Origin of the sequence: Methylobacterium platani (assembly GCF_001653715.1) — a bacterium.
Taxonomy (GTDB): Bacteria; Pseudomonadota; Alphaproteobacteria; order Rhizobiales; family Beijerinckiaceae; genus Methylobacterium; species Methylobacterium platani.
On sequence record NZ_LWHQ01000083.1, the window covers coordinates 1 to 25,810 of the forward strand.

34 protein-coding genes are annotated in these 25,810 nt (G+C 68.8%); 30 read left to right on the forward strand and 4 right to left on the reverse strand.

Features of this window, described 5'->3' with window-relative positions; all coding sequences use genetic code 11:
• Positions 1–100 precede the first annotated feature (100 nt).
• From rpsJ to A5481_RS29875, 30 genes are all read left to right on the forward strand, one after another.
• On the forward strand, positions 101–409 hold the full coding sequence (rpsJ, locus tag A5481_RS29730; protein WP_012330343.1) for a 30S ribosomal protein S10: 309 nt from the start codon (positions 101–103) through the stop codon (positions 407–409).
• Between the two features lie 47 nt (positions 410–456).
• Positions 457–1,209: a 50S ribosomal protein L3 gene (rplC, locus tag A5481_RS29735; protein ID WP_048431912.1), complete on the forward strand. Its 753-nt coding sequence runs from the start codon at positions 457–459 to the stop codon at positions 1,207–1,209.
• Positions 1,209–1,829 carry a 50S ribosomal protein L4 gene (gene rplD / locus A5481_RS29740; RefSeq protein WP_048431913.1) on the forward strand — a complete coding sequence of 207 codons (621 nt, stop codon included), beginning with the start codon at positions 1,209–1,211 and terminating at the stop codon, positions 1,827–1,829. The genes rplC and rplD overlap by 1 nt, the downstream gene beginning before the upstream one ends.
• Entirely contained in the window at positions 1,826–2,122 is a 297-nt protein-coding gene (locus A5481_RS29745) for a 50S ribosomal protein L23 (RefSeq protein ID WP_048431914.1), read from the forward strand. Before rplD ends, A5481_RS29745 begins: the two co-directional genes overlap by 4 nt.
• A gap of 26 nt (positions 2,123–2,148) precedes the next feature.
• Positions 2,149–2,985 carry a 50S ribosomal protein L2 gene (gene rplB, locus A5481_RS29750; RefSeq protein WP_048431915.1) on the forward strand — a complete coding sequence of 279 codons (837 nt, stop codon included), beginning with the start codon at positions 2,149–2,151 and terminating at the stop codon, positions 2,983–2,985.
• A gap of 12 nt (positions 2,986–2,997) precedes the next feature.
• Positions 2,998–3,276 carry a 30S ribosomal protein S19 gene (gene rpsS, locus A5481_RS29755; RefSeq protein ID WP_048425817.1) on the forward strand — a complete coding sequence of 93 codons (279 nt, stop codon included), beginning with the start codon at positions 2,998–3,000 and terminating at the stop codon, positions 3,274–3,276.
• A 1-nt stretch (position 3,277) separates the two neighbouring features.
• A complete protein-coding gene (rplV, locus tag A5481_RS29760; RefSeq protein WP_048431916.1) occupies positions 3,278–3,661 on the forward strand; it encodes a 50S ribosomal protein L22 in 384 nt (127 codons plus the stop codon).
• A 10-nt stretch (positions 3,662–3,671) separates the two neighbouring features.
• Positions 3,672–4,403 (forward strand): 30S ribosomal protein S3, encoded by a 732-nt coding sequence (rpsC, locus tag A5481_RS29765; protein ID WP_048431917.1) that lies wholly within the window; start codon positions 3,672–3,674, stop codon positions 4,401–4,403.
• Positions 4,404–4,443: 40 nt separating this feature from the next.
• On the forward strand, positions 4,444–4,857 hold the full coding sequence (rplP, locus tag A5481_RS29770) for a 50S ribosomal protein L16 (RefSeq protein ID WP_048425820.1): 414 nt from the start codon (positions 4,444–4,446) through the stop codon (positions 4,855–4,857).
• 14 nt (positions 4,858–4,871) lie between these two features.
• On the forward strand, positions 4,872–5,087 hold the full coding sequence (rpmC, locus tag A5481_RS29775) for a 50S ribosomal protein L29 (RefSeq protein ID WP_048425821.1): 216 nt from the start codon (positions 4,872–4,874) through the stop codon (positions 5,085–5,087).
• Positions 5,088–5,102: 15 nt separating this feature from the next.
• On the forward strand, positions 5,103–5,357 hold the full coding sequence (gene rpsQ, locus A5481_RS29780; protein WP_048431918.1) for a 30S ribosomal protein S17: 255 nt from the start codon (positions 5,103–5,105) through the stop codon (positions 5,355–5,357).
• A 247-nt stretch (positions 5,358–5,604) separates the two neighbouring features.
• Positions 5,605–5,973 (forward strand): 50S ribosomal protein L14, encoded by a 369-nt coding sequence (gene rplN, locus A5481_RS29785; protein WP_048431919.1) that lies wholly within the window; start codon positions 5,605–5,607, stop codon positions 5,971–5,973.
• Complete coding sequence (gene rplX, locus A5481_RS29790) at positions 5,973–6,290, forward strand: 50S ribosomal protein L24 (protein ID WP_048425824.1); 318 nt, start codon at positions 5,973–5,975, stop codon at positions 6,288–6,290. Before rplN ends, rplX begins: the two co-directional genes overlap by 1 nt.
• Complete coding sequence (gene rplE / locus A5481_RS29795) at positions 6,283–6,849, forward strand: 50S ribosomal protein L5 (RefSeq protein WP_048425825.1); 567 nt, start codon at positions 6,283–6,285, stop codon at positions 6,847–6,849. The genes rplX and rplE overlap by 8 nt, the downstream gene beginning before the upstream one ends.
• A gap of 42 nt (positions 6,850–6,891) precedes the next feature.
• On the forward strand, positions 6,892–7,197 hold the full coding sequence (gene rpsN, locus A5481_RS29800; RefSeq protein ID WP_048431920.1) for a 30S ribosomal protein S14: 306 nt from the start codon (positions 6,892–6,894) through the stop codon (positions 7,195–7,197).
• Between the two features lie 16 nt (positions 7,198–7,213).
• Positions 7,214–7,609, forward strand: a complete 396-nt coding sequence (rpsH, locus tag A5481_RS29805) for a 30S ribosomal protein S8 (protein WP_048431921.1) — start codon at positions 7,214–7,216, stop codon at positions 7,607–7,609.
• 36 nt (positions 7,610–7,645) lie between these two features.
• A complete protein-coding gene (gene rplF / locus A5481_RS29810) occupies positions 7,646–8,179 on the forward strand; it encodes a 50S ribosomal protein L6 (protein WP_048431922.1) in 534 nt (177 codons plus the stop codon).
• A 9-nt stretch (positions 8,180–8,188) separates the two neighbouring features.
• Positions 8,189–8,551 carry a 50S ribosomal protein L18 gene (rplR, locus tag A5481_RS29815; RefSeq protein ID WP_048431923.1) on the forward strand — a complete coding sequence of 121 codons (363 nt, stop codon included), beginning with the start codon at positions 8,189–8,191 and terminating at the stop codon, positions 8,549–8,551.
• Positions 8,552–8,708: 157 nt separating this feature from the next.
• Entirely contained in the window at positions 8,709–9,290 is a 582-nt protein-coding gene (gene rpsE, locus A5481_RS29820) for a 30S ribosomal protein S5 (protein ID WP_048425830.1), read from the forward strand.
• 12 nt (positions 9,291–9,302) lie between these two features.
• The gene (rpmD, locus tag A5481_RS29825) at positions 9,303–9,494 is read left to right on the forward strand and encodes a 50S ribosomal protein L30 (RefSeq protein WP_048431924.1); all 192 of its coding nucleotides are present in this window, start codon (positions 9,303–9,305) and stop codon (positions 9,492–9,494) included.
• A gap of 10 nt (positions 9,495–9,504) precedes the next feature.
• A complete protein-coding gene (gene rplO / locus A5481_RS29830) occupies positions 9,505–9,993 on the forward strand; it encodes a 50S ribosomal protein L15 (protein WP_048431925.1) in 489 nt (162 codons plus the stop codon).
• A gap of 131 nt (positions 9,994–10,124) precedes the next feature.
• Entirely contained in the window at positions 10,125–11,462 is a 1,338-nt protein-coding gene (gene secY, locus A5481_RS29835) for a preprotein translocase subunit SecY (RefSeq protein WP_048431926.1), read from the forward strand.
• 172 nt (positions 11,463–11,634) lie between these two features.
• Positions 11,635–12,234, forward strand: coding sequence for an adenylate kinase (locus A5481_RS29840; protein WP_048431927.1), 600 nt, complete (start codon positions 11,635–11,637; stop codon positions 12,232–12,234).
• A gap of 217 nt (positions 12,235–12,451) precedes the next feature.
• Entirely contained in the window at positions 12,452–12,820 is a 369-nt protein-coding gene (rpsM, locus tag A5481_RS29845; protein ID WP_048431928.1) for a 30S ribosomal protein S13, read from the forward strand.
• Positions 12,821–12,962: 142 nt separating this feature from the next.
• Entirely contained in the window at positions 12,963–13,352 is a 390-nt protein-coding gene (gene rpsK / locus A5481_RS29850) for a 30S ribosomal protein S11 (protein WP_015928609.1), read from the forward strand.
• 62 nt (positions 13,353–13,414) lie between these two features.
• Entirely contained in the window at positions 13,415–14,299 is an 885-nt protein-coding gene (locus tag A5481_RS29855) for an MBL fold metallo-hydrolase (protein ID WP_048431929.1), read from the forward strand.
• Between the two features lie 100 nt (positions 14,300–14,399).
• Positions 14,400–15,437, forward strand: a complete 1,038-nt coding sequence (locus A5481_RS29860) for a DNA-directed RNA polymerase subunit alpha (RefSeq protein ID WP_414468138.1) — start codon at positions 14,400–14,402, stop codon at positions 15,435–15,437.
• A 147-nt stretch (positions 15,438–15,584) separates the two neighbouring features.
• On the forward strand, positions 15,585–16,007 hold the full coding sequence (rplQ, locus tag A5481_RS29865; protein ID WP_048431931.1) for a 50S ribosomal protein L17: 423 nt from the start codon (positions 15,585–15,587) through the stop codon (positions 16,005–16,007).
• Between the two features lie 131 nt (positions 16,008–16,138).
• Positions 16,139–16,402 (forward strand): PepSY domain-containing protein, encoded by a 264-nt coding sequence (locus tag A5481_RS29870; protein ID WP_048431932.1) that lies wholly within the window; start codon positions 16,139–16,141, stop codon positions 16,400–16,402.
• 118 nt (positions 16,403–16,520) lie between these two features.
• Positions 16,521–17,792, forward strand: coding sequence for an aspartate aminotransferase type Ic (locus A5481_RS29875; RefSeq protein ID WP_048431933.1), 1,272 nt, complete (start codon positions 16,521–16,523; stop codon positions 17,790–17,792).
• A 162-nt stretch (positions 17,793–17,954) separates the two neighbouring features.
• Here A5481_RS29875 and A5481_RS29880 read toward each other — a convergent pair whose 3' ends face one another.
• The 4 genes from A5481_RS29880 to A5481_RS29895 form a co-directional block, all read right to left on the reverse strand.
• Positions 17,955–18,920, reverse strand: a complete 966-nt coding sequence (locus tag A5481_RS29880) for an AraC family transcriptional regulator (protein WP_245238601.1) — start codon at positions 18,918–18,920, stop codon at positions 17,955–17,957.
• Positions 18,921–19,065: 145 nt separating this feature from the next.
• The gene (locus A5481_RS29885) at positions 19,066–22,239 is read right to left on the reverse strand and encodes an efflux RND transporter permease subunit (protein WP_048431935.1); all 3,174 of its coding nucleotides are present in this window, start codon (positions 22,237–22,239) and stop codon (positions 19,066–19,068) included.
• 44 nt (positions 22,240–22,283) lie between these two features.
• Entirely contained in the window at positions 22,284–23,504 is a 1,221-nt protein-coding gene (locus A5481_RS29890) for an efflux RND transporter periplasmic adaptor subunit (protein WP_048431936.1), read from the reverse strand.
• A 295-nt stretch (positions 23,505–23,799) separates the two neighbouring features.
• On the reverse strand, positions 23,800–25,629 hold the full coding sequence (locus A5481_RS29895; RefSeq protein WP_156311692.1) for a hypothetical protein: 1,830 nt from the start codon (positions 25,627–25,629) through the stop codon (positions 23,800–23,802).
• Positions 25,630–25,810 lie beyond the last annotated feature (181 nt).

The following is a 25,810-nucleotide window of genomic DNA, read 5'->3' on the forward strand; positions in this document are numbered from 1 at the left end:
TCGCCTCCATCACCGAGTAAGCGTTCCGGCGCTTCCACGAGCGGACAGGTGACGGGGCGGGCCTCGTGCCCGCCCCATCCCGTCGCGAGGTAGACATCACATGAACGGCCAGAACATCCGCATTCGCCTCAAGGCGTTCGATCATCGCATCCTGGATTCGTCGACCCGCGAGATCGTCTCGACGGCGAAGCGGACCGGGGCCCAGGTGCGCGGGCCGATCCCGCTGCCCACCCGGATCGAGCGCTTCACCGTCAACCGCTCGCCCCACATCGACAAGAAGTCGCGCGAGCAGTTCGAGATGCGCACCCATAAGCGCGTGCTCGACATCGTCGATCCGACGCCCCAGACCGTGGACGCGCTGATGAAGCTCGACCTCGCCGCCGGCGTCGACGTGGAGATCAAGCTCTGAGGACCCGCGGGTTCTTGGAGCTTCACTAGGCCGCGCGGGGGAGAACCATGCGCTCAGGAGTCATTGCACAGAAGGTCGGCATGACCCGCGTCTTCACGGACGCCGGCGAGCATGTTCCGGTCACGGTGCTCAAGGTCGATCAGTGCCAGGTGGTTGCCCACCGCACGGTCGAGAAGAACGGCTACGTCGCGCTCCAGGTGGGCGTCGGCAAGGCCAAGGTCAAGAACGTCACGAAGGCCCAGCGCGGGCACTTCGCGGTCGCGAAGGTCGAGCCGAAGCGCAAGCTGGCCGAGTTCCGCGTCACCGAGGACGCGATCATCCCGGTCGGTGCCGAGATCACCGCGGACCACTTCCTGGCCGGTCAGTTCGTCGACGTGACGGGCACGACCACCGGTAAGGGCTTCGCCGGCGGCATGAAGCGCTGGAACTTCGGCGGCCTGCGCGCCACACACGGCGTGTCGATCTCGCACCGCTCGATCGGTTCGACCGGCGGCCGTCAGGATCCGGGCAAGACCTTCAAGAACAAGAAGATGCCGGGTCACCTCGGTGTCGAGCGGGTCACGACCCAGAACCTGCGCGTCGTGCGCACCGATGTCGAGCGCGGCCTGATCCTGGTCGAGGGCTCGGTCCCGGGCGTCGACGGCGGCTGGATCTTCGTCCGCGACGCCGTGAAGCGCAAGCTGCCGGCCGACGTGCCGATGCCGGGCAAGTTCCGCGAGCAGGCTACGGCCACGTCGGACACCTCTGCCGAGGCTCAGGTCGACGCTCCCGCGGCTCCGGCCACCGAGGAGAATGCGTGATGAAGTTCGAGATCACCACGCTCGACGGCGCCGAGGCCGGCTCGGTCGAGCTCGACGAGGCCATCTTCGGTCTCGAGCCCCGCGCCGACCTGCTGCAGCGCTGCGTCCGCTGGCAGCTCGCCAAGCGTCAGGCTGGTACGCACCAGACCAAGCAGCGCGGCGAGATCGCCCGCACGACCAAGAAGCTGTACAAGCAGAAGGGCACCGGCAACGCTCGCCACGGCGCGGCCTCCGCTCCGCAATTCCGCGGCGGCGCCCGGGCCCACGGTCCGGTCACCCGCTCGCACGCCCACGACCTGCCCAAGAAGGTCCGGGCCCTGGCGCTCCGCCACGCTCTCTCGGCCAAGGTCAAGAGCGCCGAGCTGATCGTCATGGATGACGCCCGCCTCGACGAGGGCAAGACCAAGGCGCTCAAGGAGCGCTTCGGCAAGCTGTCGCTCTCGAACGCCCTGATCATCGGCGGCGCCGAGCTTGACCAGAACTTCGCCCGGGCGGCCCGCAACCTGCCCCAGATCGACGTGCTGCCGGTGCAGGGCATCAACGTCTACGACATCCTGCGCCGCGAGAAGCTCGTGCTGACGCGCGCCGCCATCGATGCGCTGGAGGCGCGTTTCAAATGAGCGCTGATCCGCGCCACTACGACGTGATCGTCTCCCCGGTCATCACCGAGAAGGCGACGAACCTTTCGGAGCTCAACAAGGTTGTGTTCCGGGTGGCCCCGAAGGCGACCAAGCCGCAGATCAAGGAAGCGGTGGAGAAGCTGTTCGAGGTCAAGGTGAAGAGCGTCAACACGCTCACCACCAAGGGCAAGAGCAAGATTTTCCGCGGTCAGCGCGGCCAGCGTTCGGACGTGAAGAAGGCGATCGTCACCCTCGAAGAGGGCCAGACCATCGACGTCACGACCGGGCTCTGAGGGGAACGGCGTAAGGGAACAAGCCAATGGCTTTGAAGACATTCAAGCCGGTCACGCCGAGCCTTCGCCAGCTCGTGATCGTGGACCGTTCGGAGCTCTACAAGGGCAAGCCGGTCAAGTCGCTCACGGTGGGCAAGTCGTCCACCGGCGGCCGCAACAACCTCGGCCGCATCACGGTGCGGTTCCGCGGCGGCGGCCACAAGCGGACTTTGCGCAACATCGACTTCAAGCGGCGTGAGCACGCCGGCAAGGTCGGCACCGTCGAGCGGATCGAGTACGATCCGAACCGCACGGCGTTCATCGCCCTAGTGTCGTACGAGGGTGGGGCGCAGAGCTACATCCTGGCGCCGCAGCGCGTGAAGGCCGGCGACAAGGTGGTGTCGGGCGAGCAGGTCGACATCAAGCCGGGCAACGCCATGCCGCTCGGCAACATGCCGGTCGGCACGATCGTGCACAACGTCGAGCTGAAGATCGGCAAGGGCGGGGCGATCGCCCGGTCCGCGGGCAACTACGCCCAGATCGTCGGCCGCGACCAGGGCTACGTCACGCTGCGCCTCAACTCGGGCGAGCAGCGCCTGGTGCACGGCCAGTGCTACGCCACGGTGGGCGCGGTCTCGAACCCCGACCACATGAACATCTCGCTCGGCAAGGCGGGCCGCAACCGCTGGCTCGGCAAGCGCCCGCACAACCGCGGCGTCGCGATGAACCCGATCGACCACCCGCACGGCGGCGGCGAGGGTCGCACCTCGGGCGGTCGTCATCCGGTCACGCCGTGGGGTATCCCCACGAAGGGCAAGAAGACCCGCTCGAACAAGCGCACCGACACGTTCATCGTGTCGAGCCGCCACAACCGCAAGAAGTAAGGGCTTCGTCCCATGGCACGTTCAATCTGGAAGGGGCCGTTCATCGACGGCTACCTCCTCAAGAAGGCGGACGCCGCGCGCGGCGCGAGCCGTAACGAGGTGATCAAGATCTGGAGCCGTCGCTCCACGATCCTTCCGCATTTCGTTGGTCTGACCTTCGGGGTCTACAACGGGCAGAAGCACATCCCGGTCTACGTCTCCGAGGAGATGGTGGGGCACAAGTTCGGCGAGTTCTCGCCGACCCGCACCTTCCACGGTCACGCGGCCGACAAGAAGGCGAAGAGGCGCTAAGATGGGCAAGGCAGCAGCACCCCGCGCGCTCCCCGAGAACGAGGCCAAGGCCGTGGCGCGCATGCTGCGCGTCAGCCCGCAGAAGCTGAACCTCGTGGCTCAGCTCATCCGCGGCAAGAAGGTCTCGACCGCGCTCGCCGACCTGCAGTTCTCGCGCAAGCGGATCGCGGTCGACGTGCGCAAGTGCCTCGAGAGCGCGATCGCCAACGCCGAGAACAACCACGACCTGGACGTGGACGATCTCGTCGTGAAGGAGGCCTATGTCGGCAAGGCGCTCGTCCTGAAGCGCTTCCACGCCCGCGCCCGCGGCCGTGGCGCCCGCATCCTGAAGCCGTTCGCGAACCTCACCATCGTGGTGCGCGAAGTCCCGGCCGAAGCCGCCTGAGGAGGGATCGATGGGTCAGAAAGTCAATCCGATCGGTCTGCGTCTCGGCATCAACCGGACCTGGGACTCGCGCTGGTACGCCAACAAGGGCGAGTACGCTCGCCTGATGCACGAGGACGTCGCGATCCGCAAAGCGCTGCTCAAGCAGCTCAAGCAGGCCGCGGTCTCCAAGATCGTCATCGAGCGTCCGCACAAGAAGTGCCGCGTCACCATCCACTCGGGTCGTCCGGGCGTGGTGATCGGCAAGAAGGGCGCCGACATCGAGAAGCTGCGCAAGCTCGTCAACTCGATGACCAAGGCCGACGTGACGATCAACATCGTCGAGGTGCGCAAGCCCGAGATCGACGCCACCCTGGTGGCCGACTCGATCGCCCAGCAGCTCGAGCGCCGCGTCGCCTTCCGTCGTGCCATGAAGCGCGCCGTGCAGTCGGCGATGCGTCTCGGCGCCGAGGGCATCCGCATCAACTGCTCCGGTCGCCTCGGCGGCGCCGAGATCGCCCGGCTCGAGTGGTACCGCGAGGGCCGCGTGCCCCTGCACACCCTGCGCGCCGACGTCGATTACGGCACGGCCACGGCGTTCACCACCTACGGCACCTGCGGCATCAAGGTGTGGGTGTTCAAGGGCGAGATCCTCGAGCACGACCCGATGGCCCAGGACAAGCGCGCGCACGAGGAGGGCGGCCGTTCCGGCGGACGTCGTGACCGCGAGCGCGGCGAGCGCGGCGGACGGGACGCGGCCTAAGGGCCGCGCTTCCCCCGCCCTTCAGTTTTGAGAGGCTGCCATGCTGCAACCCAAGAAGACGAAGTTCCGCAAGCAGTTCAAGGGCCGCATCCACGGCGCCGCGAAGGGCGGGACCGATCTGAACTTCGGCTCCTACGGCCTCAAGGCCATGGAGCCGGAGCGGATCACCGCGCGTCAGATCGAGGCGGCCCGCCGCGCGATCACCCGCGAGATGAAGCGTCAGGGCCGGGTCTGGATCCGGATCTTCCCCGACGTCCCCGTGACCGCGAAGCCGACCGAAGTCCGCATGGGCTCCGGTAAGGGCGCGCCCGAGTACTGGGCCGCCCGCGTGCATCCGGGCCGCATCATGTTCGAGATCGACGGCGTGGCCGAGGACATCGCCCGCGAGGCTTTGCGCCTGGGTGCCGCCAAGCTGCCGGTCCGCACGCGCTTCATCCAGCGCATCGCCGACTGAGGAGAATATTCGAGATGAAGTCGAGCCAGAGGCTGTCTGACCTGAGCGCGCTGTCGCCGGATCAGCTCGGCGAAGAGCTCCTGAACCTGAAGAAGGAGCAGTTCAACCTGCGCTTCCAGCGGGCCACGGGTCAGCTCGAGAACGTCGCCCGGGTGCGCGAAGTGCGCCGCGACATCGCCCGCGTCCGCACCCTGCAGCGCCAGAAGACGCTGCAGGCGGCGCAGGGCTAAGGGAGTTCAAGGACCATGCCGAAGCGCGTGCTGCAGGGCGTCGTCGTCAGCGACAAGCAGGACAAGACCGTCGTCGTGAAGGTGGAGCGTCGCTTCACCCACCCGGTGATGAAGAAGACCATCCGCCGGTCGAAGAACTACCACGCCCACGACGAGAACAACGTCGCCAAGGTCGGCCAGACGGTGTTCATCGAGGAGTCGCGGCCCTATTCCAAGCTCAAGACCTGGAAGCTGGTCGAGGGTGAGGCCGTCGCGACCGCCGAGGCGTGAGGGGGCGCCGAAAGGCGCTCCCCCCGTCTTGTCAACGAGGCCGAACCGCGATATAGCGCCGGCCTCCACCGAAACATGAAGGGCGCCACGCGCCTCTCATCGCGTTCGTTGACCGCGCCAGAGCGAGCGATCGCCCTGCTGCGCGGTCTTTTAATGGACGGGGACGCGAGATCCCCATCAGGCTGCCGTCCGCCGGGCAATCCTGCCCTGCGGAGACCTGTCTGAAACAAGGAAAGGGCGTTAGGCCGTGATCCAGATGCAGACGAATCTGGACGTCGCCGACAATTCCGGCGCACGTCGCGTGATGTGCATCAAGGTGCTCGGCGGTTCCAAGCGCAAGTACGCCGGCGTCGGCGACATCATCGTGGTGTCGGTGAAGGAGGCGATTCCGCGGGGCCGCGTGAAGAAGGGCGACGTCATGAAGGCGGTCGTCGTGCGCACTGCCAAGGACGTCCGCCGGGCCGACGGTTCGGTGATCCGCTTCGACCGCAACGCGGCGGTGCTGATCAACAACCAGAAGGAGCCGGTCGGAACCCGTATCTTCGGGCCCGTCCCGCGCGAGCTGCGCGCTCGCAACCACATGAAGATCATCTCGCTGGCGCCGGAGGTGCTGTAATGGCTGCGAAGGTGAAGAAGGGCGACAAGGTCGTCGTTCTGACCGGGCGCGACAAGGGTCGCACCGGCGAGGTCATCCAGGTGATGCCGAAGGAAGATCGGGCCCTGGTGCGGGGGATCAACTTGGTGAAGCGCCACACGCGCCAGACCCAGACCTCCGAGGGCGGGATCATCTCCAAGGAGGCGGCGATCCACCTGTCGAACCTGGCGGTCGCCGACCCGAAGGACGGCAAGCCCACCCGGGTCGGTTTTCGCATTCTGGAAGACGGGCGCAAGGTTCGCTTCGCGAAGCGCTCGGGAGATCTGATCGATGGCTGAGGCGCTGAAGGACGGGTACACCCCGCGGCTCAAGAAGCACTACGAGGAAGTGGTGCGTCCGAAGCTGATCGAGGAGTTCGGCTACACGAACCCGATGCAGGTGCCGACGATCGAGAAGATCGTCGTCAACATGGGCGTCGGCGAGTCGACCCAGGACTCCAAGAAGGCGACCGTGGCGGCCGAGGATCTCGGCCTGATCGTCGGTCAGAAGCCGGTGATCACCCGGGCCCGCAAGGCGATCGCGACCTTCAAGGTCCGCGAGAACATGCCGATCGGCTGCAAGGTCACGCTGCGCAAGCAGCGGATGTACGAGTTCATGGATCGCCTGATCACCATCGCGCTGCCGCGCGTGCGTGACTTCCGCGGCCTGAACCCGAAGTCGTTCGACGGGCGCGGCAACTACGCCCTCGGGATCAAGGAGCACCTGGTGTTCCCCGAGATCAACTACGACAAGGCCCAGAACACCTGGGGCATGGACATCGTCGTGGCGACCACCGCCAAGACCGATGCCGAGGCCCGGGCGCTCCTGAAGCACTTCAACTTCCCGTTCCGGCAGTGAGGGCTGACCGCCCCCATACGCGGACACCGGAGAGCTTAAGCAATGGCTAAGACGAGCAAGATCGAGAAGAACAAGCAGCGGCGGGAGCTCGTGAAGCGCTTCGCGCCGAAGCGGGAAGCGCTGCTGGCGACCGCGAACGACGAGTCGCTGTCGATGGAGGAGCGCTTCGAGGCGCGCCTCAAGCTGGCGGAGCTGCCCCGCAACTCCAGCGCGACCCGCATCCGCAACCGCTGCGAGATGACCGGCCGTCCCCGGGCTTACTACCGCAAGCTCGGCATCTCCCGCGTCGCGCTCCGCGACCTGGGATCCCGGGGTCTGATCCCGGGCCTGGTCAAGTCCAGCTGGTAAGGGGAGGGCGCCACAGATGATCAACGATCCCGTGGGCGATATGCTCACCCGCATCCGCAACGGCCAGCAGCGTCGTCGCAACGTCGTGCAGACCCCCGGCTCCAAGCTGCGGGCCCGCGTCCTCGACGTGCTGAAGTCCGAGGGCTACATCCGCGACTACGCCACGACCGATTACGGCAACGGGCGGACCGAGTTCGCGATCGAGCTCAAGTACTTCGACGGCCAGCCGGTGATCCGCTCGATCGAGCGCGTCTCCAAGCCGGGCCGCCGCGTCTACTCGTCGGTCGATACCCTGCCGCGCGTCGCCGACGGCCTGGGCATCACCATCGTCTCCACCCCTCAGGGCGTCATGGCCGACCACGAGGCGCGCGAGCGCAACGTCGGCGGCGAGGTGCTCTGCAAGGTCTTCTGACCTGCAGACCCTGACAGCCGCATAGGAGAGACGAGCATGTCCCGCGTAGGCAAGAAGCCCGTGACCGTCCCGGCCGGCGTGACCGCCACCGTCGACGGCCAGAACGTGAAGATCAAGGGCCAGAAGGGCGAGCTGCAGTTCCGGGTGCCCGACCAGGTGTCGGTCGCACACGAGAACGGCGCCATCTCGGTCCAGCCCCGGTCCCAGAGCAAGGAGGCCCGCGCGATGTGGGGCCTCTCCCGCGCCCAGGTCTCGAACCTGGTCGAGGGGGTGACCAAGGGCTACGAGAAGAAGCTGGAGATCAACGGCGTCGGTTACCGCGCCGCGGTCGCCGGCAAGGTTCTCAAGCTGTCGCTCGGCTACAGCCACGACATCGAGTACGCGATCCCGGAGGGGATCACGATCGCCACGCCCCGGCCGGTCGAGATCATCGTCACCGGGATCGACAAGCAGCGCGTCGGCCAGGTCGCGGCGGAGATCCGCGATTATCGCGGCCCCGAGCCCTACAAGGGCAAGGGTGTCAAGTACGCCGGCGAGTTCATCTTCCGCAAGGAAGGCAAGAAGAAGTAAGGACCGCCGATGTCTCGCAAAATCGAACTGCTCGATCGGCGCCGCGCGCGCGTCCGGCGGGCGATCCGCAAGGCGGCCAACGGCCGTCCGCGGCTCTCGGTGTTCCGCTCCTCCAAGCAGATCTACGTCCAGGTCATCGACGACGCGACCGGCCGCACGCTGGCCGCCGCCTCGAGCCTCGACAAGGACCTGCGCGCCCGCCTCAAGACCGGTGCCGACAAGGCCGCCGCGACCGAGGTCGGCAAGCTGGTGGCGGAGCGGGCCAAGGCGGCCGGCGTGAGCCAGGTCATCTTCGACCGCTCGGGCTACCTCTATCACGGCCGGGTCAAGGCCCTGGCCGACGCGGCCCGCGAGGGCGGCCTGGACTTCTGATCCATCGGCAGGGGAGGGCGCCCGCGCGGCGCCGCCCCGCCGGGATCGCGACGATGTCCCATGGGCTGAGGGGGCCGCGAGGCTCCCTCGTCCATTCCGGCGGATCGAACACCAGCGAGCGGGACCGCCGCCCGCGTCAGTCGAACGGACACACAACATGGCACGTGAGCGTGAAGGTCGTCGCCGCGACGACCGCGAGGAGCGCGACAGCGAGTTCGTGGACAAGCTCGTCCACATCAACCGCGTCGCCAAGGTGGTGAAGGGCGGCCGTCGCTTCGGCTTCGCGGCCCTCGTCGTCGTCGGCGACCAGAAGGGTCGCGTCGGTTTCGGTCACGGCAAGGCCCGTGAGGTTCCCGAGGCCATCCGCAAGGCGACGGAAGCCGCCAAGCGCGGTCTCGTCCGCGTCGCGCTCCGCGAGGGCCGCACGCTGCACCACGACGTGCAGGGCCGTCACGGCGCCGGCAAGGTCATCCTGCGCGCCGCGCCTGCCGGTACCGGCATCATCGCCGGCGGCCCGATGCGCGCCGTCTTCGAGACCCTGGGCATGCAGGACGTCGTGGCGAAGTCGCTCGGCTCCTCGAACCCCTACAACCTCGTGCGCGCCACCTTCGACGCGCTCAAGAACGAGGATTCGCCCCGTTCGGTCGCGGCCCGGCGCGGTCTCAAGGTCTCGGCCCTGCAGGCCCGCCGTCGCGACGCCGACTCGGCCGCCTCGGCCGATTCCGCCGACGCAGCGTAAGGGAGGCACGAGATGGCTGAGAAGACCGTCCGCGTGCAGCAGATCGGCTCGCCGATCCGCCGCGAGGCCAGCCAGCGTCAGACGCTGATCGGCCTGAAGCTGAACAAGATGCACCGCATCGCCACGCTCGAGGACACCCCGTCTGTCCGCGGCATGATCGCGAAGGTGCATCACCTCGTGCGTGTTCTCGACGACGCGGCGTGAGGAGGGCACGATGAAGCTCAACGAAATCCGTGACAACGAAGGCGCAACCAAGAAGCGGATGCGCGTCGGCCGTGGTATCGGCTCCGGCAAGGGCAAGACCGGTGGCCGCGGCGTGAAGGGCCAGAAGGCGCGCTCCGGTGTCGCCATCAAGGGCTTCGAGGGCGGCCAGATGCCGCTCCATCGCCGCCTGCCGAAGCGCGGGTTCAACAACCCGGGCGCGATCCACCTCAACGAGGTGAATATCGGGCGCATCCAGCAGGCGGTCGATGCCGGCCGGCTCGATGCCGCGGCTCCGGTGACCCTCGAGGCGCTGATCGCCGCCGGCGTGGTCTCCAAGGCCCGCGACGGCGTCAAGATCCTCGGCGTCGGCGAGCTCACCGCCAAGCTGACCTTCGAGGTCTCCCGCGCGTCCAAGTCGGCCGTCGAGGCGATCGAGAAGGCCGGCGGCTCTGTGACCCAGTCGCTCGCGACCGCCGACGAGGCTGTTGCGTCGGCCTGAGGCACACTTTAAGTCACCGATCATCGGCGGCGGCCCGTGCGACCAGCGCGAGGCCGCCGCTCGTGTTTTGGGGGACGCTCGCGCGTCCCTGACCGCTACGCCGCGGATCCCGACCCCGAGGACACTCACCCATGGCCTCTGCAGCCGAGCAGCTCGCCTCCAACCTCAACTTCGGCGCCATCGCCAAGGCCGAAGAGCTCAAGAAGCGGATCTGGTTCACCCTGGGTGCCCTGATCGTGTACCGGCTCGGGACATACATCCCGCTGCCCGGCATCGATCCCGACGCCCTGCGCCAGAGCTTCGCGAACGCGCAGGGAGGCGTGCTCGGCCTGTTCAACATGTTCTCCGGCGGTGCCGTCGAGCGCATGGCGATCTTCGCCCTCAACATCATGCCGTACATCTCGGCGTCGATCATCGTGCAGCTGCTCACCTCGGTGGTGCCGTCGCTCGAGGCGCTGAAGAAGGAGGGCGAGTCGGGCCGCAAGGTCCTCAACCAGTACACCCGCTACCTCACGGTGGTGCTGGCGATCTTCCAGGCCTGGGGCATCGCCGTCGGCCTGCAGAGCTCCGGCGGCATCGTGCAGGATCCGGGGCCGTTCTTCCTGGTCTCGACCGTCATCACGCTCACCGGCGGCACGCTGTTCCTGATGTGGATCGGCGAGCAGATCACCTCGCGCGGCATCGGCAACGGCTCCTCGCTCATCATCTTCGCGGGCATCGTCGCGCACCTGCCGCAGGCGATCGCCGGCACCCTCGAGCTCGGCCGCCAGGGCGCGCTCTCGACCGTGGTGATCCTCGGCGTCGTGGTGATGGCGGCGGCGGTGGTCTACTTCATCGTGTTCATGGAGCGCGCCCAGCGCCGCCTCCTGATCAACTACCCCAAGCGCCAAGTCGGCAACCGGATGTACGAGGGCCAGACCTCGTTCCTGCCGCTCAAGCTCAACACCTCGGGCGTGATCCCGCCGATCTTCGCCTCGTCGCTGCTGCTGCTGCCGGCCACCGCCGCCAGCTTCCAGACCGATCCGAACGGTACCGGCATCATCGCCACCATGGCGACCTATCTCGGTCACGGCCGGCCGCTCTACATGCTGCTCTACGCAGCGCTGATCATCTTCTTCGCCTTCTTCTACACCGCGGTGGTATTCAACCCGCAGGAGACGGCGGACAACCTGAAGAAGCATGGCGGCTTCATCCCGGGCATCCGGCCGGGCGAGCGCACCGCCGAGTTCATCGACAAGGTGCTGTCGCGGATCACGGTGATCGGCGCGGCCTACCTGACGGTGATCTGCCTCATCCCGGAGATCCTGGTCTCCTACGCCTCGCTGCCGTTCTACTTCGGCGGCACCTCCCTCCTCATCGTGGTCTCGGTGACCATGGATACGGTGGCGCAGGTCCACGGCCACCTGCTGGCGCACCAGTACGAGGGCCTGGTGAAGAAGGCGAAGCTGCGCGGCGCCCGCCGGCGCTGAACCGCGCGGGCCGGACCGGATGCAACCGGTCCGGCCCCGACCCTTGCGCCGGGGCTCGGGCTTGGCGCATGGTCGGATTTCGGCCGTCGGGGTCCCAGGCTAGAACAAGCAGAGAGGCCGCGCCCCGGGAGGAAGGATCCCGTGTGGAGGCGGCGGAGGGGAGAGACAGGTTATGCGGATCATTCTGCTCGGCCCGCCCGGCGCCGGGAAAGGCACGCAGTCGGCGCGGATCGTCGAGCGGTTCGGAATCCCGCAGCTCTCGACCGGCGACATGCTGCGCGCCGCCGTCGCCGCCGGCACCCCGGTCGGCCTCAAGGCCAAGGCCCTGATGGAGAGCGGCGCGCTGGTGTCCGACGACATCGTGATCGGGATCGTCGCCGACCGGATCGAGGAGGCGGATGCCCGCACCGGCTTCATCCTCGACGGGTTCCCGCGCACGGTGGCCCAGGCGGTCGCCCTCGAGACCATGCTGGCCGAGAAGGGGCTGCGCCTCGACGCGGTGGTCGAGTTCAAGGTCGACGAGGACGCCCTGGTCGGCCGCATCGCCAAGCGCGCCGCCGAGACCGAGGCCCGCGGCGAGCCGGTGCGCAAGGACGACACGCCGGAGGTCTTCAAGACCCGGCTCGAGGCCTACCGCAAGCAGACCGCGCCGCTCTCGGCCCATTACGCCGGCACCGGCCTCCTGCGGCAGGTCGACGGCATGGCGCCGATCGACGAGGTGACCAAGCAGCTCGAGGGGGTCCTCGCCCCCTACCAGGCCGTGTCGGTCTGAGCCTCGCGCTCGGTTGACAAGCGGACGCGCCCGCGCTAGTGGGCGCTCCTTCGTTCAGACCTGGACGGCCCGGCGTGCTTCTTGCGAAGCCGCTCCGGGCCGATTTGCCGTCGGGACGGCGCGCAGGGGCCGGGCTCCACCGGACGCGCGTGACACCGTGAAGAACATCCGTCCGGGCTCGTCCGAGCCGCGGACGCGATTGGAGATCAGGAACACCATGGCCCGTATCGCCGGCGTCAACATCCCGACCAACAAGCGCGTCGTCATCGCGCTGCAGTACATCCACGGCATCGGCGCCAAGAAGGCCGAGGAGATCACCGAGAAGGTCGGCATCGCCGCCGAGCGTCGCGTGAACCAGCTCACCGACGCCGAGGTGCTGCAGATCCGCGAGACGATCGACCGCGACTACATCGTCGAGGGCGACCTGCGCCGCGAAGTCTCGATGAACATCAAGCGGCTGATGGATCTCGGCTGCTACCGCGGCCTGCGTCACCGCCGCAACCTGCCGGTCCGCGGCCAGCGCACCCACACCAACGCCCGCACCCGCAAGGGCAAGGCGAAGCCGATCGCCGGCAAGAAGAAGTAAGCCGCGATCAGTCACGTGTTCGGCGGGGCCGGCCTCCCGGTTCCGCCCGATACCGGCGGCGCGCGAGCGCCGTTACCGCACACAGTGAGACACGTCCCGAGCGCCTGGCACCACGGGCGCGCCTGAAGGATCGAAAGACAGTATGGCCAAGGAAGCAACCCGCGTCCGTCGTCGCGAACGCAAGAACATCGTGTCGGGCGTCGCCCACGTGAACGCCTCGTTCAACAACACGATGATCACCATCACGGACGCCCAGGGCAACACGATCTCGTGGTCGTCCGCCGGCGCCATGGGCTTCAAGGGCTCCCGCAAGTCGACCCCCTATGCCGCGCAGGTCGCGGCCGAGGATGCCGGCCGCAAGGCCGCCGAGCACGGCATGCGCACCCTCGAGGTCGAGGTCTCGGGCCCCGGTTCGGGCCGCGAGTCCGCCCTGCGGGCGCTCCAGGCGGCGGGCTTCACGGTGACGTCGATCCGCGACGTGACCCCGATCCCGCATAACGGCTGCCGCCCGCGCAAGCGCCGCCGCGTCTGATCGTCACTCGTCCCGGGGGGCTCCTCGGAGCTCCCCGGCCGACGGCCCGCGAAGAGGATTGCGTGTCGACATCCCGCACAGCCGAGATCGCCCGGCCCGGCGTCCTGCCCTGGACGCTGGGCGATCGCGTTGTCGTCGCCCTCAATGACGGCTTCCTCGCGGCGTCGCTCGGGCTGGTGCAGGGCATTCCGGTCGACGAGGCGGCTTGCCTGCAGCGCGACGGCTTCCGCAGCGCCGAGACGCCGCGGATCACCGTCAACGCCTTCCTGATCCTCGGCGGCCGGGCGCCGGTCCTCGTCGATGCCGGCATGGGATCGGGCGGGCCCGCGACCCTCGGGCATCTGCCGTCGGCGCTTCGCGCCTGCGGGCTGGCGCCGGAGGATATCGGCACCGTTCTGGTCACCCACCTGCATTCCGACCATATCGGCGGTCTCGTGGGTCCGGACGGCGCCGCATCGTTTCCGAACGCCGAGGTGGTGATCCCGGAGGCCGAGGCGGCCTACTGGCTCGCCGACGGCGCCGAGGCGCGGGCGCCGGACGCCGCGAAGGCGGGGTTCCGCCGGGCCGTCGCGCTCGCGGCGACCTACGGCGACCGGCTCCGCCGGGCCGGCGCGGGCGAGGTCCTGCCGGGCATCGAGGCGGTCCCGGCGCCCGGGCACACCCCGGGCCACACCGCCTACCGGGTCCAGTCGGGCGACCGCTCGCTGCTGATCTGGGGCGACGTGGTGCACCTGCCGGCGATCCAGTTCGCCCGGCCCGAGGTCGGGCTGACCTTCGACGTCGACGGCGCGGTGGCGGCCGCCACCCGCAAGCGCATCCTCGACCGGGCCGCCGCCGAGCGCAGCCTGGTCGCCGGGATGCATCTCGATTTTCCGGCCCTCGGCTACGTCCGGCGCGATGGCGCCGGCTTCGCCTGGGTCCCGGAGCAGTGGAGCGTGGCGTCCTGACCGCCCCTGCTTCGACCGTGTGAGAGATCAGGACGGCGGTGTCTCCCGGGCGCGGGAGGGACCGCGAGGGGAGGGTCCTTCGGGGCCGCCCCGGTGTAAGTTGGCGAGAGGTGCGAACGTGGTCATTCAGAAGAACTGGCAAGAGCTGATCAAGCCGAACAAGCTCGAGGTCACCCCCGGGCACGACCCGAAGCGGATCGCCACCGTGGTGGCCGAGCCGCTCGAGCGCGGCTTCGGCACCACCCTCGGCAACGCCCTGCGCCGGGTGCTCCTCTCGTCGCTCCAGGGCGCGGCCGTCACCTCGGTCCACATCGACGGCGTGCTGCACGAGTTCTCGTCGATCCCGGGCGTGCGCGAGGACGTCACCGACATCGTCCTCAACATCAAGACGATCGCGATCCGCTCGTCGAGCGACACGCCCAAGCGCATGACCCTGCGCAAGACCGGCCCGGGCCTCGTCACCGCCGGCGACATCGCCACGATCGGCGACGTGCAGATCCTCAACCCCGACCTCGTGCTCTGCACCCTCGACGATGGCGCCGAGATCCGCATGGAGTTCACGGTGTCGGCCGGCAAGGGCTACGTCCCGGCCGAGCGCAACCGGCCCGAGGACGCGCCGATCGGCCTGATCCCGGTCGACGCGCTGTTCTCGCCGGTCACCAAGGTGTCCTACCGCATCGAGAACACCCGCGAGGGCCAGGATCTCGACAAGGACAAGCTGACCATGACGGTCGAGACCAACGGCGCGGTCTCGCCCGAGGATGCGCTGGCCTACGCCGCCCGCATCATCCAGGACCAGCTCCAGATCTTCGTCAACTTCGAGGAGCCCCGCAAAGAAGAGGCCGCGCCTCTCGCGCCGCAGCTGCCCTTCAACCCGGCGCTGCTCAAGAAGGTCGACGAGCTCGAGCTGTCGGTCCGCTCGGCCAACTGCCTCAAGAACGACAACATCGTCTATATCGGCGACCTCATCCAGAAGACCGAAGCCGAGATGCTGCGCACGCCGAACTTCGGCCGCAAGTCTCTCAACGAGATCAAGGAAGTGCTGGCGGCGATGGGCCTGCACCTCGGCATGGACGTGCCCGGCTGGCCGCCGGAGAACATCGAGGACCTGGCCAAGCGCTTCGAAGAGCACTACTGAGCCGGTCTCGCGGCGCGGGACTCCCCCGCGCCGCCACTCCGGATGCGCCCGCGACGGGGGGCGCATCCGGAGTGGCGGTTCTCCGCCCTCGCACCACAAAGGACGGCCGACCCGTGGCACGGCGGCCGAGAACCAAAGGAGAGAGCCATGCGTCACGGTTTCCGGGGTCGCCGTTTCAACCGCACCGTCGAGCATCGCAAGGCGATGTTCTCGAACATGTCGGCCGCGCTGATCAAGCACGAGCAGATCATCACCACCCTGCCGAAGGCGAAGGACCTGCGTCCGGTCGTCGAGAAGCTGATCACGCTGGGCAAGCGCGGCGACCTGCACGCCCGCCGCCAGGCGATCGCGGCCCTGCGCGGCGACGAGGTGATGGTCAAGAAGCTGTTCGACGTGCTTGGGCCCCGCTACGCCGGCCGCCCGGGCGGCTATTGCCGCATCATGAAGGCCGGCTTCCGCTACGGCGACAACGCTGCGATGGCGGTGATCGAGTTCGTCGACCGCGACGTCGACGCCCGCGGCAAGGATTCCGGCCCGGTCCAGGTGTCGGACGAGACCCCCGCCGAGTAATCGGCGTCCCGGTTTCGACGATCGCGAAGGCGGCCCGCGAGGGCCGCCTTTCTTTTTGCGCCGGAACCGCGCGGGCCGGCTCTGCGATCTCCCGACGGCATCCGCCGCACGCCAGTGGAGACGCGATCCTCATGACCAAGACGACCATCCCGGCCCTCGCCGCCCTGTTCCTCGCCGGCAGCAGCGCCGGCGCCCTCGCCGACAAGGTCGGGGCCGACTGGATGCCGATCGGCCAGGTGATCCAGAAGGTCGAGGCTGCCGGCTACACCCAAATCTCCGAGATCGAGGCCGATGACGGGCACTGGGAAGGCGAGGGGCTGAAGGACGGCAAGCCGATGAAGTTCAAGGCCGATCCGCGGACCGGGGCCATCCTGTCGGAGAAGGCCGGCAAGTAGCGGGCGCCAAAGCCAGGACCGGCCAGGAGAGGCCGGGGGGATCCGGCGGCAAAACGCTGGATTCCCGCGGGCGGGTGGCGCAAAGGTGACGCGCCTTCCGTCCACCAGCGAACCTCCCATGACTGCCATTCCTGCGCTTGCCGACCTCCAGGCCCGTTACGCCGCCCTGCAGGGTCGCGGCCTCAAGCTCGACATGACCCGGGGCAAGCCGGCGCCCGAGCAGCTCGACCTGTCCGAGGGCCTGTTCACCCTTCCGGGCAACCGCGACCACCGCACCGAGAGCGGCGAGGATGCCCGCAACTACGGCGGCATCCAGGGCCTGGCCGAGGTGCGGGCGCTGTTCGCCCCCGTGCTGGGGGCGTCGCCGGAACGGATCGCGATCGGCAACAATTCGAGCCTCGCGCTCATGCACGACTGCATCGCTTACGCGCTGCTGAAGGGCGTGCCCGGCGGTGCCCGGCCGTGGGCGAAGGAGGAGGAGATCCGCTTCCTCTGCCCGGTGCCGGGCTACGACCGTCACTTCGCCCTGTGCGAGACCTACGGCATCGGGATGATCCCGGTGCCGATGACCGTCGACGGCCCGGACATGGACGTGGTCGAGCGCGAGGTCCGCGATCCCCGGGTGAAGGGGATGTGGGCGGTGCCGCAATATTCCAACCCCGGCGGCGAGACCTATTCCGACGCCACCGTCGAGCGCTTGGCCCGGATGGAGACCGGGGCGCCGGACTTCCGGCTGTTCTGGGACAACGCCTACGCGCTGCACCACCTGACCGAGCGCCGGCCCACACTGCGCAACGTCCTGGAGGCCTACGCCGGGGCCGGTCACCCGGACCGGGCGATCGTCTTCGCCTCGACCTCGAAGGTGACGCTGGCCGGCGCCGGCCTGGCGATGCTGGCCTCGTCGGAGGCGAACATCCGCTGGTACCTCGCCCAGGCCGGCAAGCGCAGCATCGGGCCGGACAAGCTCAACCAGCTGCGCCACGTCCGCTTCCTGCGCGACCGGGGCGGGCTCGACGCGCTGATGGACGGCCACCGCCGCCTCCTGGCGCCGAAGTTCCAGGCGGTGATCGACACGCTGTCCCGCCACCTCGGCGGCACCGGGGTGGCGCGCTGGAGCGACCCGGAGGGCGGCTACTTCATCCTGCTCGAAGTGCCCGAGGGCTGCGCCACCCGCGTGGTCAAGCTCGCGGCGGCCTGCGGCCTCGCGCTGACGCCGGCCGGCGCGACCCACCCCTACGGCCGCGACCCGCAGGACCGCTTGCTGCGCCTCGCCCCGTCCTATCCGAGCGTCGCCGAGGTCGAGGCGGCGGCCGAGGTGGTGGCGACCTGCGTGCTGCTGGCGGCGGCGGAGAGCCGCGAGGCCGGCGGGAGCGGGCAGGTGGCCGCCTGACGGCCCAGGGAGAGCCGGCTGCAGCCTTCGCCGGCTGGCACAGCGCCTTGTGCCGCCTTCGCGCTGACGGACGATCCCGGGGCCGCGCAGCGGCATCCGGGGTCCCGTTCGTCGCCGATGCGTCAGGAGAACGGGGCGGGCGCTTCGGCGGCGCCCGTCGCCTCATCGACGGTGGACGGTCGCCCGGTAGTCGCGCGGGCTCAGGCCATAGGCCTGCCGGAACGCACGGCTGAGGAGCGGGCCGCTGCCGAAGCCGTAGGCCTCCGCGATCGCGCCGATGGACCGCCGCTCGAGCGGGTCGTCGAGCGTCGACCGGATCGCCGCGAGGCGCAGACGCATGTGTGCCCGCGCAACCCCGCCCTCCGGCTCGAACAGGCGATAGAGCTGCGTGCGCGACAGGCCGAGGGCCTTCGCCATCGCGTCGATCCGGAGCGGCGTGGAGAGGTGGCCGCGAAGGAACCGCTTCGCGGTCCTGAGGCGGGCGGCATCGAGCGGTCGGGTCGCGCAGGCCGCCGTCGCCAGGCTCGGACGCGCGCAGGCCGCGACCATGTGGAGCGTCGCCTGCGCGATATGGGCCGCGTCCACCGTCGCGATCGCGTGGCTGGTCGCGGCCAGGCTCCGGATATGGTCGGCCAGGAGGCGGCCGGCGCCGCCGTGCAGGATCAGCCCGTGGAGCGCCTCCTCGTCGGGCAGCACGGATGCGACCGAGGCACGCGGCAGCGCCAGGATCAGCGAGCCGGTCTCCGGGACCCGGCTGCGGCGATAGGGCTGCGACAGGTCGTTGAGGGTGACCGCGCCGGCCGGAACCTCCGCGACGCCGCGGTCGGTCTCGACGCTGTAGGCGTGCTGGCTCAGATGCAGGACGAAGCCGTCCTGGCCGTCGCGCCGGATCTGGGATCGGGACCGGGCGGGGCCCTGGGCGGCGGCGTTCATGACCCGCAGCGCCATCGCGCCGACCAGCGTGGTCTCGATGCTGCCCGAGAACCCGACCGGGTCGGCGTCGAGGGAATGGGCGGAGAACAGGCTGCGCCAGGCCTCGAAACGGTCGCGCTCGGGCAGGCCATCCGTCGTGAAGAGGGAACGGGGGACGGCGCCCGCGGCAGAATCTGTCGGGAGCAAGTCTGGCACGGTCAAGTCCGCGGATTGCGATCCTGGGCTATGTTAGCGCCTGACGCGCCCCTGGCCAGCGCCATTCGCGACACGATCGTCGATCGCGCCTCGCCCGGGCGCGATCGCCTCGTCGGTCATCCGGCCGGGCCGCGCGCCCTCCCGCTCACGGCATCGCCGCCCCGGCCGGCGCCGGTGCCGCCGGCTCCGCCGGGACGTGCGACGCTGCCGGACGCCGCCGCGAGAACAGCAGGATCAGCACCGGCAGGATGATGAGGATCAGGACCGGCGCGAGGCTCATGCCGCCGACCACCACCAGGGCGAGGGGCTTCTGCACCTGCGAGCCGACGCCCTGCGAGAAGGCGGCCGGGAGCAGGCCGACGCCGGCGACGACGCAGGTCATCACCACCGGGCGCATCTGGGTATAGCAGGTCTTCAGCATCGCCTCGGCCCGCGCCTCGCCGCGGGCGATGAGCGCGTTGTAGTGGGTGAGCACGATGATGCCGTCCATCACGGCGATGCCGAGAAGGGCGATGAAGCCGATCGCCGCCGAGACCGAGAACGGCGTCTCGGTGACGGCGAGGGCCACGATGCCGCCGGCCACCGCCATCGGGATCACGCTGAGCGCCAGCAGCGTGTCGACGAGCGAGCCGAAATTGACGAAGAGCAGCACCGCGATCAGCAGGATCGCCAGCGGCACGGTGACCGACAGGCGGGCGAGCGCGCCCTGCATGTTGTTGAACTCGCCGACGAGCTCGAGCCGGTAGTCCGGCGGCAGCTTGACCTCCTGGGCGACGCGCTCTCGGGCCTCGATGATGGTGCTGCCGAGGTCGCGGTCGCGCACGCTGAACTTCACCGGCAGGTAGCGCTCCTGGCCCTCGCGGTAGATGTAGGCCGGGCCCGACACCACCTCGACGTCGGCGACGGCGCTCAACGGGATCTGGACCATCGCGCCGTTCTGGGTCTGGCCGGCGATGCGCAGCTCGCGGATGGCCCGGACGCTCTGGCGGTACTGCGAGGCGAGGCGCACGATGATCGGGTAGTGGCGCTCGCTGCCGGTGTCGTAGAGCTCGCCCGCCGCGTCGCCGCCGATCGCGGTGCGCACGGTGGTGTTGATGTCGCCCGGCGTCAGGCCGTAGCGGGCGGCCCGCACCCGGTCGACGTTGATCTGCACCGTCGGCTGGCCGAGCGAGGTGAAGACGCCGAGATCGGTGACGCCGGGCACGCGCTTCAGCACCGCCTCGACTTGGCGCGCCACGTCGGTGAGGGTCTGCAGGTCGGGCCCGAACACCTTGAACGAGTTCTCGCCCTTGATGCCGGAGACGGCCTCCGCGACGTTGTCCTGCAGGTACTGCGACAGGTTGAACTCGACGCCGGGGAACTCGGTGCGCAGCCGCTCCAGCAGCGCCCCGGTCATCGCGTCCTTCGTCATCCCCTCGCGCCACTGCTCGGCGGGCTTCAGGGGGGCGAAGAACTCGCCGTTGAAGAAGCCGGCGGCGTCGGTGCCGTCGTCGGGCCGTCCGTGCTGCGAGACCACCCGCTCGACCTCCGGCACCGCGGCGATCACCCGGCGGATGCGGTTGACGTAGGTGTTGCCTTCTTCCAGCGAGATCGTCGCCGGCATGGTGGCGCGGATCCAGAGGTTGCCCTCCTCGAGCTTGGGCAGGAACTCGAGGCCGAGGTTGCGCCCTTCCACCGCCACGCCGAGAACGATCAGGCCGGCGAGACCGAGCGTCAGGGTGCGGTGGGCGAGCGCCGCCCGGATCACCGGCCGGTAGGCCCGGTCGAGGGCGCGGACGAGCAGCGTCTCGACCTCGTGGATGTGGTCGGGCAGCAGGTAGGCCGAGAGGACCGGCGTGACCGTGAAGGTGGCGATGAGGCCGCCTGCCAGCGCGTAGGCGTAGGTCTGGGCCATCGGCCCGAAGATGTTGCCCTCGACGCCCGACAGCGTGAACAGCGGCAGGAAGCCGGTGACGATGATGATGGCGGCAAAGACGATCGAGCGGCTGACGTCCGAGGAGGCCAGCGAGATCAGCCCGAGCTTCCTCGGCATCCCCCTGGCGCCGGCGAGCCCCTGCGGCAGCGCCGGGCCGTGGCCCGAGAGCCGGCGGAAGATCGCCTCGACCATGATGACGGTGCCGTCGACGATCAGGCCGAAATCGAGCGCGCCGACCGAGAGCAGGTTGGCGGATTCACCGCGCGCCACCAGGATGATGACGGCGAAGAACAACGCGAAGGGAATCGTCGCCACGACGATGATCGCGCTGCGCAGGTTGCCGAGAAACAGCCACTGCACCACCAGGATCAGCAGGATCCCGACCATCATGTTGTGCAGGACGGTGTGGGTGGTGACGGCGATGAGGTCGGCGCGGTCGTAGATGCGCTCGATCCTGACGCCCGGCGGCAGGATGCCGGAGGCCTCGATCCGGGCGACCTCGGCCTTCACCGCCTCGATCGACGGGGTCGAGCGCTCGCCCCGGCGCATCAGCACGATGCCCTGGACGATGTCGTCGTCCTCGTTCATCCCGGCGATGCCGAGGCGCGGCTGGTGGCCGATGGTGATGGTGGCGACGTCCTTCACCAGGACCGGGGCGCCGCCCGACTGCGACAGGACCGTCTCGCCGATGTCGTCGACCGAGCGGATCAGGCCGACGCCGCGCACCACCGCCGACTGGCTGCCCAGGGTGATCCGGTTGCCGCCGACGTTGAGGTTGCTGTCGTTGAGGGTCTTGACCACGCCCGACAGGGTCAGGCCGTGGGCCATCAGCCGGTCGAGGTCGACGCCGATCTCGAAGGTCTTGGTCTTGCCGCCCCAGCCGATCACGTCGATGACGCCCGGCACCGCCCGGAAGCGCTTGCGCAGCACCCAGTCCTGCAGGGTCTTGAGGTCGAGGACGCTGTAGCCGTCCGGCGCGACGAGCTTGTAGCGGAAGATCTCGCCGATCGGGCTCACCGGCGAGATGGTGGGCTTGGCGCCGTTCGGCAGCGCATCGAGCTGGCCGAGGCGGTTGAGCACCTGCTGCTCGGCCTCGCGGTAGCTGTTGGCGAAGCCGAATTGCAGCTTCACGTCGGACAGGCCGTAGAGCGAGACGGTGCGGACCTGCTTGAGGTCGGGCAGCCCCGAGGTGATCACCTCGATCGGCACGCTGATGTAGCGCTCGATCTCCTCGCCCGAGAGGCCCGGCGCCTGGGTGATGACGTTCACCATCGGCGGCGTCGGATCGGGATAGGCCTCGATGTTGAGGCTCTGGAACGCCGCGAGGCCGCCGACGATCAGGGCCACGAAGGCCAGGACGACGAGGGCGCGCTGGCGCAGCGCGAGGCCGACGAGGCCGGTCATGGCGATTGTCCGAAGAGAGCGGGATCGAAGGGGAGGGGGCGTCGTCAGCTCTGGGTCGACATGCGGTCGATGAAGAGCGAGCCGCGGGAGATCACCCGCTCGCCCTCCCTCACACCGTCTAGGATCTCGACGGTGGCGCCGTCGACGATCCCGGGCTTCACCGGCCGGCTCTCGACCGTGTTGTCGGCTTTCAGCACCCAGACGCTGGCCTTGTTGCCCTCCAGGATCACCGCGGCGCGGGGCACCGCGCGGGACAGGCTCTCGCGCTCGTTGATGATGCGGACGCTGGCATACATCTCGGGCTTGAGCAGGCCCTGGCGGTTGTCGATCTCGGCCCGCACCGTGATGCGCCGGGTCGTCGGGTCGACCGAGGTGCCGATGAAGTTGATCCGCCCCTGGAAGTCGCGCTCGGGATGGGCCGGCACCCGGAAGGCGATCTTCTCGTCCATCTCGACCTTGGCGGCGTCGGTCTCGCGCAGCTGCGCCACGAGCCAGACCTTCGACAGGTCGCCGATGATGTAGGACGGCTCGCCCCCCGAGCCGACATACTGGCCCGGGCCGATCTTGCGCTGGATGATGGTGCCGCTGAGCGGCGCGTTGATCGGGGTGTCGGGGTTGATCGCCGAGCCCTTCTGCAACGCCGCCATGTCCTCGTCGCGAAGCCCGAGGATGCGCAGGCGGTTGCGCGACGCCTCGAGCCCGACCTCGGCGGTGCGGTTGTCGTTGGTCGCCGTCGAGAGGTCGTTCTGCGCGCTCTGGAGCTCGCGCAGGGTGGTGGTGCGGGTCTCGAACAGGTCGCGCTGCCGCTTCTCGGCGGCCTGGGCGAAGGTGAGCTGCGAGCGGCTCTTGTTCAGCACGTTGAGGGCGGCGAGGTAGTCGTTCTGGGCCTGCACCATCTCGTTGGCCTGGACCGAGAACAGCGGCTGGCCGCGCTTCACCTGCTCGCCGGTGCGGGCGAAGATCGCGATCACCCGGCCCGGATAGGGCGAGAAGACCGGCGTCGCCTGGTACTCGTCGACCCCGATCTTGCCCTCGGTGGCGATCTCCTCGACGAACCGGCGCTCGACCACCGGTTCGCTCGTCACCGTGGCGAGCTGGGACGGGGTGAGCGTGAACGACCGCGCCCCGCCCCGCGGCGTGTCCGCGAAGGCGACGATCGGCTCCGGCCGATGGCCCGGGCGCAGGGTGGAATAGGCCAGGACCGCGCCCGCGGCCACGACGGCCAGGACGACGATCTGGCGGCTCGGTCTCAGCGTCCGGGGCATGTCGTGTCACACTTCTTCGGCAGGCGCGCCGCTGCCATACGACCGGGACGACCGTTCGGCAATCGAGAGGCAACATTGGGCAAAACTTGTTGACGCAAGCGTGAACAAGTCCCCGGGGCCGGACGATTTTTGCGCCGTCCGTGCCGTCGGCGGGACACGGGGCGGGGTCTGGCGATCTCCACGTGGTCGCGCCGCGCCATCGCGGTGTCGATGGCGCGGCGCTCGGCGCGGACTCGTTCGGGCTTGGCCGGTATCGCCGGACGATTCCCGCCCGGACCGTCCGGCGGACGGTGTGTTAGCGCATCGCGTTGCTCAGCATGGCCGGCGGCATCGCGAACGCATCGACCGGATCCGGCTTCAGGACGTTCTGGCCGATGCTGAAGCTGAAGTCGCGGCCGGTCCCGGCCGAGTAGGCGTGGCAGCCCGCGCAGCCTCCCATCCGTATCGGTTGCCGCAAGAATCCCAGCCCGTTCGACTGGAACGGCATCAGCAGCGTATTGTAGTACTCGGCCGTCTTGGGGTCGGCCGTCTTGGCGTCGGCCGTCGCACCCGCCTTCGCCGATGCGGCCTTCGTCGCAGCGCCGGTGGACGTCTGAACCACGTTGCTCGGAACGCCCTTCACCAGATCGCCGGTGAAGTTGCCGAGGGAGTAGTCGGTTTCGATCACCGAGTTCGACAGATAATACGAGGCGGGCGTGCTGACGGCGCTCGGACCGATGCCCGTGATGTCGATCGGTGTCGGCTGCACGTTGATGAGCTTGTAATATTGCCAGACCGAAGACGGATTGGCGTTGGTGATCGCCGCATGGGCGGTTTTGTTCGCAGCGACCATATTGTCCGGCAGGGCATGCCAGCGGCTATCGAGGCAGATGTTGCCGCCGGAGGGCAAGCCGGGAAAGTTCGGGTTCTCGCGGAAGAAGAGGCGTGAGCCCGGCGACGTGCAATACGGGCCCTGCGCCGTGACGACGGGTGCGAGCTGGGTCGGGTCGGAGGTGAGCGCCGGCGTCGTGGCCGCCGTCGGTGCCGGAACCAGGGGGGTGCCGTTCGTGTCCTCCGTCGGCTTGCCGTCGCTCGTCAGGATGTTGTCGGCCTGCTCGAACGTCGACCAGATCACCCACGGCACACCCCTCGTGTAGGTGATGACGTGCATGCCGACCAGGCCCCACACGTCCTCCCGGTAGCAGGGCTGCTTGGTACCGGCGGTCTGCTCGTAGTAGCGAACCGTCGTCGTGCGGAACCGGCCCGACGTCATCTCCGTCGCGGAGAGCGGCCGCCAGGCGGACTTCGTGAGAACGGCCGTGTCGTCGTTCTGCGGGGCGAGATTGACGAAGGGCGTCGCGGGATTGCTCGGCAGCTGCCCTGCCTGGCGCGCGGCCTGCACGGCGGCCGTCCCGTTCGCCACCGCGATGTCGATCGGCGCCGTCCCCGTGCCGATATCGCGCGTCATGTCCCGGTACCAGAACCGGTTCGCGACGATGTTCTGGTAGGCGGTCTTGTTCATCTTGACGGCGTAGCGGATCAGCTGGGGCTGCGAGTTGAAGCCCTTCGGATCCGTCGCGGGCGCGGCGCCGGCGAAGGTCTGGTTGTTGCCGATCTGCGTCGTCTCGTCGAGCGGCAGCCAGGCCGGGCCGCTCACGCTGGCCTGGTTGGGGCAGGCCGGGATCAGCCCGTCCTTGGTCTGGGTCGCGGCCGGCTGGTAGACGTAGAGCGGCGCGTCGTCGAAGCCGAAATCGGGCCCGTTCGTCGGATTGTTCTTCGCATCGAGCGTCACGCCGTGCGGCGCTTGGCCGGCGGCGCCGTTGCCCGGATAGGTCTCCACCTTCGCGCGCAGGGTCTCCCAGACCAGTGGGCGGTCGACCTCGCCGAAGGATGCGTTGGCGTCCGGGGTCCCGCGGCCCGTGCCGCTCGCCGGCCAGTTCAGGGCGATGAACGTCTGCCAGGCATAGGCGGCGGTCGGCGCCAGATCGAGCCCGCCGGTCGCTCCGTCGATGCACGGCATCGGCGGGGACGACGAGACGATAACGTTCGTCGGACAGCCTTTTCCTTCCTGCGCCGCCGAGCTCGCCGCGAACGCGGATGCCAGGCATGCCGGGATGATCGTATATTTAATAATATTCATTGGCATGATTCGGGCTTTCGAAGGGCCTATATCGGGGTTGTTCGTGGCATTCGTCGTTGCGGTCGACTGGCGCAAAGCGCGTCGAAAAACAGATTTTTCTGTCTGAGGAACGCTGTATTGCGCAGATGGAAGATCACGTCTGCGTCGTGACCTCATCGATATCGATCGTAAATGGTTAATATCTTGT

What these genes read in the sequence shown, in the direction of transcription:
- rplR (WP_048431923.1), top strand. Translation starts at nt 8,189, where the DNA reads ATGTCTCGCAAAATCGAACTGCTCGATCGGCGCCGCGCGCGCGTCCGG.
- rplQ (WP_048431931.1), top strand. Translation starts at nt 15,585, where the DNA reads ATGCGTCACGGTTTCCGGGGTCGCCGTTTCAACCGCACCGTCGAGCAT.
- rplP (WP_048425820.1), top strand. Translation starts at nt 4,444, where the DNA reads ATGCTGCAACCCAAGAAGACGAAGTTCCGCAAGCAGTTCAAGGGCCGC.
- rpsM (WP_048431928.1), top strand. Translation starts at nt 12,452, where the DNA reads ATGGCCCGTATCGCCGGCGTCAACATCCCGACCAACAAGCGCGTCGTC.
- rpsH (WP_048431921.1), top strand. Translation starts at nt 7,214, where the DNA reads ATGATCAACGATCCCGTGGGCGATATGCTCACCCGCATCCGCAACGGC.
- rplD (WP_048431913.1), top strand. Translation starts at nt 1,209, where the DNA reads ATGAAGTTCGAGATCACCACGCTCGACGGCGCCGAGGCCGGCTCGGTC.
- rplE (WP_048425825.1), top strand. Translation starts at nt 6,283, where the DNA reads ATGGCTGAGGCGCTGAAGGACGGGTACACCCCGCGGCTCAAGAAGCAC.
- A5481_RS29885 (WP_048431935.1), bottom strand. Translation starts at nt 22,239, where the DNA reads ATGACCGGCCTCGTCGGCCTCGCGCTGCGCCAGCGCGCCCTCGTCGTC.
- A5481_RS29745 (WP_048431914.1), top strand. Translation starts at nt 1,826, where the DNA reads ATGAGCGCTGATCCGCGCCACTACGACGTGATCGTCTCCCCGGTCATC.
- rpmC (WP_048425821.1), top strand. Translation starts at nt 4,872, where the DNA reads ATGAAGTCGAGCCAGAGGCTGTCTGACCTGAGCGCGCTGTCGCCGGAT.
- A5481_RS29895 (WP_156311692.1), bottom strand. Translation starts at nt 25,629, where the DNA reads ATGCCAATGAATATTATTAAATATACGATCATCCCGGCATGCCTGGCA.
- A5481_RS29890 (WP_048431936.1), bottom strand. Translation starts at nt 23,504, where the DNA reads ATGCCCCGGACGCTGAGACCGAGCCGCCAGATCGTCGTCCTGGCCGTC.
- rpsC (WP_048431917.1), top strand. Translation starts at nt 3,672, where the DNA reads ATGGGTCAGAAAGTCAATCCGATCGGTCTGCGTCTCGGCATCAACCGG.
- rplF (WP_048431922.1), top strand. Translation starts at nt 7,646, where the DNA reads ATGTCCCGCGTAGGCAAGAAGCCCGTGACCGTCCCGGCCGGCGTGACC.
- rplC (WP_048431912.1), top strand. Translation starts at nt 457, where the DNA reads ATGCGCTCAGGAGTCATTGCACAGAAGGTCGGCATGACCCGCGTCTTC.
- rplX (WP_048425824.1), top strand. Translation starts at nt 5,973, where the DNA reads ATGGCTGCGAAGGTGAAGAAGGGCGACAAGGTCGTCGTTCTGACCGGG.
- A5481_RS29875 (WP_048431933.1), top strand. Translation starts at nt 16,521, where the DNA reads ATGACTGCCATTCCTGCGCTTGCCGACCTCCAGGCCCGTTACGCCGCC.
- A5481_RS29840 (WP_048431927.1), top strand. Translation starts at nt 11,635, where the DNA reads ATGCGGATCATTCTGCTCGGCCCGCCCGGCGCCGGGAAAGGCACGCAG.
- rpsK (WP_015928609.1), top strand. Translation starts at nt 12,963, where the DNA reads ATGGCCAAGGAAGCAACCCGCGTCCGTCGTCGCGAACGCAAGAACATC.
- rplO (WP_048431925.1), top strand. Translation starts at nt 9,505, where the DNA reads ATGAAGCTCAACGAAATCCGTGACAACGAAGGCGCAACCAAGAAGCGG.
- rplV (WP_048431916.1), top strand. Translation starts at nt 3,278, where the DNA reads ATGGGCAAGGCAGCAGCACCCCGCGCGCTCCCCGAGAACGAGGCCAAG.
- rpsN (WP_048431920.1), top strand. Translation starts at nt 6,892, where the DNA reads ATGGCTAAGACGAGCAAGATCGAGAAGAACAAGCAGCGGCGGGAGCTC.
- rpsE (WP_048425830.1), top strand. Translation starts at nt 8,709, where the DNA reads ATGGCACGTGAGCGTGAAGGTCGTCGCCGCGACGACCGCGAGGAGCGC.
- rpsQ (WP_048431918.1), top strand. Translation starts at nt 5,103, where the DNA reads ATGCCGAAGCGCGTGCTGCAGGGCGTCGTCGTCAGCGACAAGCAGGAC.
- A5481_RS29870 (WP_048431932.1), top strand. Translation starts at nt 16,139, where the DNA reads ATGACCAAGACGACCATCCCGGCCCTCGCCGCCCTGTTCCTCGCCGGC.
- rplB (WP_048431915.1), top strand. Translation starts at nt 2,149, where the DNA reads ATGGCTTTGAAGACATTCAAGCCGGTCACGCCGAGCCTTCGCCAGCTC.
- rpsJ (WP_012330343.1), top strand. Translation starts at nt 101, where the DNA reads ATGAACGGCCAGAACATCCGCATTCGCCTCAAGGCGTTCGATCATCGC.
- rpmD (WP_048431924.1), top strand. Translation starts at nt 9,303, where the DNA reads ATGGCTGAGAAGACCGTCCGCGTGCAGCAGATCGGCTCGCCGATCCGC.
- rpsS (WP_048425817.1), top strand. Translation starts at nt 2,998, where the DNA reads ATGGCACGTTCAATCTGGAAGGGGCCGTTCATCGACGGCTACCTCCTC.
- secY (WP_048431926.1), top strand. Translation starts at nt 10,125, where the DNA reads ATGGCCTCTGCAGCCGAGCAGCTCGCCTCCAACCTCAACTTCGGCGCC.